Genomic DNA, 10306 nt, shown 5'->3' with positions numbered 1-10306 from the left:
GAATTAAAAGGATTCTTAGCTGGTGCTTTAACTAAAGTATCTAAATCACTATTAAATAACTCTAACTTTGATTTATTAAACTTTGTTGTAAATGCGATGGCTGAAAGCATTGCTAAATTCATTGAAAAAGAATTAATCAAAGGAACAGAAGGAAAAATCACAGGATTAAGCACTATCCAACAAAAAGTAACAACTGCAAGTGCTTCTGCAATTACTGCTGATGAATTGATTGATGTTCAAGAAATGGTTCCTGACATTTTCCAATCAGGAGCAGTTTGGATAATGAATAAAGCTACAAGAACAGCTATTAGAAAATTAAAGAATTCTGATGGAGATTACTTATTAAATAAAGATGTATCAGCTAGATGGGGATATACTCTATTAGGAAAAGAAGTTTACTGCTCAGATTCTGTAGATGTAATTGGTTCAGGCAAGAATGTAGTTTACTACGGAGATATGTCAGGATTAGCAGTAAAATTATCTGAAGATATAAATATAGAAGTATTAAGAGAAAAATTTGCAATTCAACATGCTATTGGTGTAGTAGGATGGGTAGAATTAGATTCTAAAATCGAAAATGAACAAAAATTATCAGCATTAGTTGTTAAGTAGGTGATTAATTATGGTAGTTAAAGCATTAGTTAGTTTTGCTGGTGCTTTTTCTATGTATCCAGGACAAGAAAGAGAAATTGATGATGAACAAATTGCAAATGATCTTATTAATGCTGGTTATGTAGAAGAAGTTCAGGCAGGACAAAAGAAAAAAACTGAAGAGGTAAAAGCCGAAATCAAAAAGAAGAAGGTAAAAGCTAATGAAGATTAGCGAAGTTACTATAAAAGATTTAAAAGAATATGCTTATGTAGAACATAATGAAGATGATAAGTTGTTTGAAAGCATCTTATTATCTTCTATATCTTTTATAAGAAATTATACAGGCTTAACTGATTCTCAAATGGATGAAAAAGAAGATTTAACTATAGCTTTAAAAGTTATAGCGAATGAATTTTATGATAATAGAGCTTTTGAAATAAAAAGCAGTAATGCTAATAAGCTTATTACTAGCATTTTAAATATGTACTCTATGAATTTATTGTAAGTGTGGTGATAAATATGAGTATGTTTGCAATAAATCCAGGAGATTTAAGGCATAGAATAACAATACAACGACTACTTCATACTCAAAACCATTATGGAGAAGTAGTTGACGAATGGGAAGATGTTATAAGTGTTAGAGCAGCTATTTATCCTGTTAGTGGTCGTGATTTTTATGCAGCTGAAGCAGTAAATAGTGAAACAACACATAGAATTAACATTAGATATGTTGAAGGTATTACTTCAAGTATGAGAGTTAAATTTGGAGAAAGATATTTTGAAATAATTTCTCCACCTATTAACTTTCAAGAAAAAAAAGTACTATTACAATTAATGTGTAAGGAGATTGCATATGAGGATTGAAATAGATGGTATGAAAGAATTACAGAAGTCTATTAAAAAATTAGGTCAAGTTCCACAAAAATATGTAACTCCAAGTGCTAAAAAAGGTATGACTATAGCACTTAAAAGTGCAAAAGAAAATGCTCCATATCTAACAGGAGAATTAGAAAGTGGAATGAAGCTTATAGGTGAAAAGTCAAAAAGTAAAGGTAAAAAAATCTACCAAGTTGTTTTTGATAGACAAAAAAATGATATTTTTCAAAAGAAAAATAAAGAAGGTAAAGTAATAGCATACTATCCAGCTTCACAAGAATTTGGATGGACAGCAAATGGTAAATATACTCCTGGATTTCATTTTTTAAAACGTTCTTTGGAAGAAAATGTTGGAGCAATTTCTAATAAAATAGTAAATGAAATGAGTAAAAAAATAGATAAGGCGTTAAAGGCAAGATGATTGAAAAAGCTTTAAGACAAGAATTAAATAAAATTAATGAAATACAAAATAAAATTTATCCTTTAAATGCTCCTGAAGGGATAAAGCCACCATATATAGTATATGTGTCTCAATTTAACAGAATAAAAACATTAAATGAGCTTAAAAATGAAAAAGAGTGTGTATGCATTATAAATATATTATGTAGTACTTATAATGAGATGAAAAACATTACTAAAAAAGTTGAAAATAAAGTAATAGAATTTTTATTTAATAAAATAGGTGATGAACACTTATATATTTGTGATTTAAATATAAATGATGTTACTGAAACATATGAAGAACAAGTAAAGTTACATAGAGGAATTATTAGTGTAACTTTTTATTATAAGGAGGGATAAAAAATGGCTACTAGAAGTATAGGAACAGTTTTAAAGATGGGTAAAAATGAAGCTATAGTTAAAATTGGAGGACTAACTGAAATAGGTGGTTTAGAATTATCAGCTGACACTATAGATACTACTACTTTAGATTCAGATGGTGGATATAGAAAATTCATAGGTGGATTTAAAGATGCAGGTGAAGTAAGCTTAACTGGATTTTTAGAAATAAGCAATGATCCTACAAAAAACGGACAAAAGAAAATGTATGATGCTTTTGAATCAGGAGCAACAGAAGATTTTACAATAGAATTCCCTGAAAGCTTACATGCAAAATGGACTTTTAAAGGTGTAGTAACTGGATTTACTACAGGAGTATCTTTAGAAGATTCTATTAGTTTTGGAGCAACTATTAAAGTATCAGGTGCTCCAAAGTTAGAATTAACAGCAGCAAATATTTAAAATAGGAGTAAGTATGTTTGTACCAATAGAATTAGATAAAACAAGAAATTTTAGATATGGAATGAAAGCAATAGCTTACATTGAAGATAAATTAAATATAAGTATTTCAAAAATAGATTTAACTGATTTAACAATGAAAGATACAGCAATAATCATATGTGCTGGATTAATTCATGAAGATAAAGAATTAACTCCTGACAAAGTGATGGATTTGATTGATGATAAAGACAATTTATTTGATGTAATTAAAGCTATGGAAAAAGCACTTACTGCATCATTTAATGGAAATGAGAAAGTAATTGAAGAAAAAAACTAGAAGAGGCAAGTAGTCAAGAGTTTTCTATAAATGAAAGCTTAAAGGCTGCTTGCCTTTGTGGTTTATCTCCACTTGAATTTTGGGAGTTAACTCCATACGAATTTTCTTTAATAGTTAATGCTTATTCAAAAAGAAAAGAGCAAGAAGCAGAAGAAAAATTAACTCTAGCTTACATACAAGCAAGATGGACAATTCAATTTTTAGGTAAAAGGCCTCCTAAATTATCTGATTATATAAATAAACCTAAAAAAGAAATGACTGATAAAGAAATGTTGAATAAGATAAAAGTTTTAAATAGTATGTTGGGAGGTGAAACAAATGGCAGTTAAAAACCTTGTTGTAAGAGGTGGAGCTGACTTTAGTGGGATGCAAAAAGGGCTAAATAATGCCCAAAAAAGTCTTAATAATTTTCAAAAGAATGTTAAAAGTATAATGGGTAAAGTTGCAGCAGTATTTGCAACTATAAAAATAGGTGGTGCAATTAAAGAAGGCGTTAAAGATGCAATGTCTATTGAGTCATCAATGGAAAATATCAATAGAACAATGCAACAAAGTGCAAAAATATTTGGTGATTGGGTTAAAAGTCAATCTAAAGCATATGGAATTAGCCTTCAAGAAGGATATAAGTATGGCTCCACTTATAGCAACTTAATATCTAGCTTTGAAAGAAACACTAAAAATGTAGCTGATAATACTACAGAACTTATGAAAGCTACAGCTGTAATTGCTTCTAAAACTGGTAGAACTTTTGAAGATACGGCTGAAAGAATCAGAAGTGGTATGTTAGGATCAACAGAAGCTATTGAAGATTTAGGGGTATACACTCAAGTTAGTATGTTAGAGAGTACAAAAGCTTTTAAAGAAATGGCTAACGGAAAGTCATGGCAACAATTAGACTTCCAAACTCAACAACAAATAAGATTAATGGCTATACTTGAACAAACTTATGCTAGATATGGAGATACATTAGCTGATACAACTCAAACTAGACATAATCAATTCATAGCAAGTTTAAAAAATGTTCAATTAGCTTTAGGTCAGGCTTTTTTGCCAATTTATAATGCTATCTTACCAGCTTTAACAGCATTAATGAATGGATTAAGTAAAGTCTTAAATATTATAGCACAATTTACAACAGCAATCTTTGGTAAGCCTAAACAAACTCAACAACAATCAAATGCTATAACTAATCAAGCAAGTTCTGTTGCTGATTTAGGTGATAGTTTAGAGGATGCAGGTAAAAAGGCTAAAAAAGCTAAAAATTTACTAGCTGGATTTGATGAATTAAATATATTAAGCCAAAATACAGATGATAGTGATACTGGTAGCAGTAGTGGTATAGGGGATATTGATACTTCATTACTTGATTTAGATAAAGGTGGTTTTTTAGATTCAGTAGTTGAAGTTAATGAAAAAATACAAGAATTTGTAGATAAGATGAAAGGGTATTTTAAAAATCTTAAAAATTTCATTATAGAGCATAAAGATGCAATTATTTCAGCTTTAGCTGGTATAGCAACTGCTTTTGCATCTTATTTTATTTTAACAAATTGGTCATCAATAGTTGGAGCAATAAGTGCAGCATTTGGTGCTTTAGGTGGTGCTTTAGCTGCAGTAAATTGGCCTATGGTTGCTGTTGCAGCTGCTATTGGATTAGTGGTCGGTTCTATTGTATATCTATGGCGTACAAATGAAGATTTTAGAAATTCAGTAATAGATATTTGGAATCAAATAAAAAACTTTATTAGCACTGTTACACAAGACATAGGTAATATTCTAACAAATTTATGGAGTAAATACGGTCAATCACTTATAAATGGGTTAGTAGGATTTTTAAAATCTATTCAAACTTTAATTTTAAATTGTTGGGAAAGCATTGTTAAGCCAATTATAGAAAATGCTTTAAAAATGCTTACATGGTTATGGAACGATCACCTAAAAGGTTTAGTTGAAGCATTAGGTGAGTTCATTATGAAATTAGCTACAGGAGTTTTAGAAATTTGGAATAAGTTTATATCTCCAATTGTAAACTTTTTAGTTCAAACTTTAGGTCCAGTTTTTGTTGCAGTATTTAGTGCAATTGTTGATAAAGTTGGAACAACAATTGCAGTTATAGCTGATATTATGAAGTCTTTACTAATAGTATTAGGTGGAGTTATAGATTTTGTAGTAGGAGTGTTTACATTAAATTGGTCTAAAGCATGGCAAGGAGTAGTAAATATTTTTGCTGGAATTTTTGAAGGAATTGTTGGAGTTGTAAAATGGCCACTGAACAAAATTATTGATTTAGTTAATAAGGCTATTAGAGGTATAAATGGTATGGTTAAAACCATAAATAAAATACCAGGTGTTGATATAACAGCTGTGCCTGAAATTCCAAAACTTGCAAAAGGTGGAGTTATTAATAATCCAACATTAGCTATGATAGGTGAAGCAGGAAAAGAAGCAGTAATGCCTTTAGAAAATAATACAGGATGGATTAATGAATTAGCTTCAAAAATTGCATCAGCTCAAGGAGCTGGAAATAACAATTCTTCTTTTAATGGAGATTTAGTATTAGAAATAGATGGTTCAGTAATTGGTAAAGTTGCTTTGAATCAACTAAAAAAAATGCAAAGACAAGGTGGTATTACATTAATACCAGTTTAATAAAGGTGATAAAATGTTAAAAATTAATGGTAAAAAAGTAGCTACTCCTAAATATTACGAAGTAACCATAAATGATTTAGATGGAGAATCTAATAGAAATGCAAATGGAGAACTTGTAAGAGATAGGATAGGGGTAAAAAGAAAAATTAATTTGGAATGGCCATTATTATCTCAATCCGAAATATCTACACTACTTACATCTGTGAGTAGTGTATTTTTTAGTGTAACTTTTTATGATCCACAAGCTGGAGAAATTACAAAAACAATGTATGTTGGAGATAGAACTGCTCCAGCGAATAGAATTGTAAATGGTCAAGTTATGTGGAGTGGATTAAAGATGAATTTTATAGAAAAATAAGAAAGGAGTAAAAGATGTTTGATACTTCCTTAGCTTATAAAGAAGAAATTAATAAACCTTCTAGACAATTTAAGTGTAGAATTACGATTGGAAATGTTATTTTTGACAATGACAATTTAGTTAGTTCAAAATTTGAATTTTCACAGCCAACAGATGGATTTCAAATTGGAAACACTATTTCTCAAAGTTTAGATTTAACATTGTTAAACGAAGGTTATCGTATATCTACGAAAAGTAAAATTAAATTTGAAATAGGTTTATTATTAGATAACAATGAAATTGAATATGTTTTAATGGGCATATATAACATAGATGAAATAGAAAAAACAGACCATGTTATAAAAATAACAGCTTTTGATAATATGGTTAAATTTGAGACTCCATTCAATCCTAATTTAAGCAATAATCCAACATTAGAGCAGTTAGTAAAAGAACTTGCTGATAAAAGTGGTGTTGAATTTGAAGGAGATCTTCCTGCTTACGAAACTAAAAAACCTAATGGATTTACTTGTAGAGAAGTACTTTCATATGTTGCTTCACTTTGTGGAGGTAATGCTTTTATTACTAGAAATGGTAAATTCACTATTAAAACATTAAATGAAGTGGATAAAACAATTAATAGTAATAATTATTTTACTTACACTACTGAAGAAGATGAATATAAGATTGGGAAAATTACCTGTCAAATTGATGATGAGAAAGAAATATCTAAAGGGAAAATTGAAGATGATTCATTTGAATTAGAATTTCAAAATCCTTGGATTACTGAAAAAATAATAACAGATATTTATAATAAATTAAAAGAAAGTTCATATTTGGGATATTCTTTAAAATTTCAAGGAGATTTATCTTTAGATCCATACGACATAATTACAATAAAAGATAAAAATAATGTAATTCGAAAAGTTCCAATACTATCTCAAACATTGAATTTCAATGGTGGATTAACAGCAGAGATTGGTGCAAAAGGCCAAACTAAAAATAAAAATACTTTTCAAACAAATGGTACAACTGAAAATAAAATAAATAGGTTTACAGCTGGTCAAACAGGACTTAAAGAAAAAATGTACTATTATAGTAATGGTTCGGTTGTAAAAGTTGGTGAAAGGTATCAATCAATCTGTTTTATAAACTATGGGGTTGATACCAGAACCAATTTAATGCTTTATGTAAATGTTTTTTTAGAATGTGAAGAAGCAGGAAAAGCAACAATAAAAATAATAATTGATAACTACACTCATGATTTTTCACCTTCTATTGACTTAGAACCAGGTAGTCGAGGATTCACATTTACTTACCCTTTAATATCTGTTCCTGAAGGTGTAAATCACTCGTTAGAATTACATTTAAGTATGGGTAAAGGTAGTGCAGAAATAAAAAAAGAATTTATCCAAGTCATGTTGAAAGGTCAAGGAATTAGTGGAGGATTAAGTGGAGAAAGACCACATGCTGAAATTACAGAAATTGTTGATTTTGATGTAATTAAAGATACTGACATTATAAGAAATAGTGACATTATCATTAAACATATAGCTCCTAATATAATACCTGATTGTGATAGTGTAATGTTTAATGTAATTACTGATATAGATAAAAATATTGCACTTGAACCAACGATAGATATTTTAATTAGTTCCACAGGATATAATAGGACAATGGCAAATGTTGCTTTATCATATAATACTGAAACTTTAGAAATTAATAATGGAGTTATGAAATTTAAAGATTTTGGTGAAGAAATTCCACAAGGTGAATTCGTAGAAATGAATGAGTTTGCAAATTTAAAACCACAACATATTAATTATGTTAAATCTATGAATATAACTGCAACTGCTGGAGAAACTGATTTCTTGAGGTTTATAATTAATGATGGGGAAAGATGGTACACAATTAATGAAGAAGGTCAATGGATTGACATATTGAAAGATAACGTTGCTATTATTGAATATGGTATTGATTTAGAAACACTTAATGGTTTAAGTGAAGAAAAATTACAAGAACTTACTCAAGACAAGGATGGAATTAAACTAGCCTGGTATATGAAGAAAACAAAATTAGATAGTAATTTATCTGTTTCTAAAATTGAAATGGAATTTGACACTAATTTATAAAGGAGGTTTTATGATTGAGAGAAGTCGTGAAATGGAATAAAGATCACTTAAACGGTGAGTTAATAGAAAAGAAATGTTTTAAACCCGACGACGGATTAAAAGGTACTGCCAAAATAGAAATATTTGATGAAAACGGAAATTTAAAAAATGAAACTTACACAGAAAATATAATTCCAAATATAATAGATGAATCTGAACTATATAGAGCAATGTTTAGAACTATTGTAAATGGTAGTGGTTCGTTTAACGATGGGAAATCTCAACCTTCGTCTTTTAGAAATATAATATTATCTTCTAATGATAGAGAGGAAGATGAAAATAACTATAAAGGTGATGTTGGTCAAATAATAGGTTGGTGTCCAAAAAGTAATACAAATGCTGGAAGTGATACTACTAGAGGGGTTTATAATCCAAATGAATCCTATACAGAATGGAAGGATGGATATTATCATCAACATCTTGTATATGATTTTTCAACATCACAAGGAAATGGTACTATAAATTCAATCTGGTGGAGTAAAGGTGTTTACAATTCGAACGATAATGGTGGCGTAAAAATGCCTTTATTTTGTTTAAGTTGGACCTTACCAATTGGTGGAGGTAGATCAAGACATTTTTCTAATAATCAATTCATATATACAGGGGTAAATAATAAGTATTATAAGTATGATAATAGCGATAAAACTTATAAAAGAATAATCGATGGAGATATGTATGTTCAAGGTGCAACAACATTAAAATTAAGTAAAACTTTAGATGATACTTTTACTAATTTTATAGAAATACCTTTATCACTAAATGAATTACCTAATAGTAACAATAAATATGTAAAAATATCAAATTATGATTATTCTGTAGGTACTAAAGATAATTTCAAATGTTCTTTTGACTTGGAAGTAAGAGATAAGCATGATGCTATTTTAGATTCAGTAAATATAAACCTAAGAAATATAGATAATATAGTTGTAACTATGTCTAGGGGTGCGAATTCAAGTAATAAGAATTTTAAACTTGATAGAATATTTAGAGTTGAAGAAAATGGAGATGTTTACATGGCCTTTTCTTGCTATTCGGGTTCTAATGATACTGGTAGTAGTTATGCTATATTCCCTAAGTACGATTCAACTAATGATAAAATCCTAGATAGTTCTTACACTGAAAGAAGTTATAATGGCTACTTATTAGGTGTATATAATATATATGCTAAAAGATGGACAATAGAGCCAAGGTTTAATAGTTTACAAAGTGTAAGGTTTGTTGGATGTAATGCATTAAAAGATGTTTTAGGTAAAATCACAATAGGTAAAGATGATTTCTATTATAGAAATAATTCGGGTAATCCTATAATATACACTACACTTCATAAAGAAAGAGAATATTATTTTAATTTAACATCACCTTACATTGGAGATATAAGTTCAAAAAATAGTTCAACTGGTGGTTGGTTAACTGCACACATATATAATACAAATTATCTTCTTACAACTAGACCTGAAAGTACAGGATATAATTTTGATGACGAGTTTAAAATTATACCTGGTTATTCGGCTCATACCAAACTACCTACTAGTGTCGTGAAAACTGCTAGTGACACTATGAAAATTCAATATGATTATTATATTCAAGTGCCAAAAGTAGCTACTGACAATGACGATTATCTAACTTATAAAGACTAGAATTTTAAATCTAGTCTTTATTTTTATTTTTAAATGAAAGGAATGAAATGCATGGCTAAAGATATAAATGAATTACCTACTCCTAATCAATCAAGAAAAGAAAGCTATTTAGGTTCTTTAATAGGTCAAGAAGGTGCTATTTTACCTGAAGAACCACAATCACGAATAGAACAATATTTAGATTACATTGCTAAAAATGGAGTTGTTGGTGGAGGATCAGGAGAAGGATTAACTCCAGCACAACAAACACAATTAAATAAAATTCCTGGTATGGAAACAGCAATAAATGAAAATAGAACTGCAATTTCAAATAAAGCTAATAAAATTGATCTTGATATAACTAATGCGAAAATGGAAGATATGTTGCAGTCAATTGAAAACTTAGAAACCAAAATTGAAGATTTAAGTGGTGGAAATTTTAACGGTGAAGGTAAAGAATATGGAGTTAGATTTTACAAAAATTCTTCAAATTCTGCTGGTGAAAGA

Annotated in this window: 13 protein-coding genes; all 13 read left to right on the top strand. The window is 29.0% G+C overall.

The window, feature by feature from the left end; translation table 11 throughout:
• The coding region (locus HUJ77_RS12290) for a phage major capsid protein (RefSeq protein WP_291709050.1) at positions 1–612 on the top strand (612 nt) is incomplete at its 5' end.
• 10 nt (positions 613–622) lie between these two features.
• The gene (locus HUJ77_RS12285) at positions 623–823 is read left to right on the top strand and encodes a hypothetical protein (RefSeq protein WP_291709048.1); all 201 of its coding nucleotides are present in this window, start codon (positions 623–625) and stop codon (positions 821–823) included.
• The gene (locus tag HUJ77_RS12280; RefSeq protein ID WP_291709046.1) at positions 813–1097 is read left to right on the top strand and encodes a head-tail connector protein; all 285 of its coding nucleotides are present in this window, start codon (positions 813–815) and stop codon (positions 1095–1097) included. Before HUJ77_RS12285 ends, HUJ77_RS12280 begins: the two co-directional genes overlap by 11 nt.
• A gap of 14 nt (positions 1098–1111) precedes the next feature.
• Positions 1112–1456 (top strand): phage head closure protein, encoded by a 345-nt coding sequence (locus HUJ77_RS12275; protein WP_291709043.1) that lies wholly within the window; start codon positions 1112–1114, stop codon positions 1454–1456.
• On the top strand, positions 1446–1889 hold the full coding sequence (locus HUJ77_RS12270; RefSeq protein WP_291709041.1) for an HK97 gp10 family phage protein: 444 nt from the start codon (positions 1446–1448) through the stop codon (positions 1887–1889). The genes HUJ77_RS12275 and HUJ77_RS12270 overlap by 11 nt, the downstream gene beginning before the upstream one ends.
• Positions 1886–2269: a hypothetical protein gene (locus tag HUJ77_RS12265; RefSeq protein ID WP_291709039.1), complete on the top strand. Its 384-nt coding sequence runs from the start codon at positions 1886–1888 to the stop codon at positions 2267–2269. Before HUJ77_RS12270 ends, HUJ77_RS12265 begins: the two co-directional genes overlap by 4 nt.
• Positions 2270–2272: 3 nt before the next feature.
• Complete coding sequence (locus tag HUJ77_RS12260) at positions 2273–2710, top strand: phage tail tube protein (RefSeq protein WP_291709037.1); 438 nt, start codon at positions 2273–2275, stop codon at positions 2708–2710.
• 13 nt (positions 2711–2723) lie between these two features.
• The gene (locus HUJ77_RS12255) at positions 2724–3026 is read left to right on the top strand and encodes a hypothetical protein (RefSeq protein ID WP_291709035.1); all 303 of its coding nucleotides are present in this window, start codon (positions 2724–2726) and stop codon (positions 3024–3026) included.
• 318 nt (positions 3027–3344) lie between these two features.
• Positions 3345–5675 (top strand): hypothetical protein, encoded by a 2331-nt coding sequence (locus HUJ77_RS12250; protein WP_291709033.1) that lies wholly within the window; start codon positions 3345–3347, stop codon positions 5673–5675.
• Between the two features lie 13 nt (positions 5676–5688).
• Complete coding sequence (locus tag HUJ77_RS12245; protein ID WP_291709032.1) at positions 5689–6033, top strand: DUF6711 family protein; 345 nt, start codon at positions 5689–5691, stop codon at positions 6031–6033.
• 14 nt (positions 6034–6047) lie between these two features.
• Positions 6048–8144, top strand: coding sequence for a hypothetical protein (locus tag HUJ77_RS12240; protein ID WP_291709030.1), 2097 nt, complete (start codon positions 6048–6050; stop codon positions 8142–8144).
• A 14-nt stretch (positions 8145–8158) separates the two neighbouring features.
• Positions 8159–9820 (top strand): hypothetical protein, encoded by a 1662-nt coding sequence (locus tag HUJ77_RS12235; RefSeq protein WP_291709028.1) that lies wholly within the window; start codon positions 8159–8161, stop codon positions 9818–9820.
• A 51-nt stretch (positions 9821–9871) separates the two neighbouring features.
• The coding region (locus tag HUJ77_RS12230) for a hypothetical protein (RefSeq protein ID WP_291709026.1) at positions 9872–10306 on the top strand (435 nt) is incomplete at its 3' end.

Origin of the sequence: Clostridium sp. (genome assembly GCF_021443865.1) — a bacterium.
Classification (GTDB): domain Bacteria; phylum Bacillota; class Clostridia; order Clostridiales; family Clostridiaceae; genus Clostridium.
Note: the sequence above shows the minus strand (reverse complement) of the source record. Positions and strands in the feature narration are given on the sequence as shown.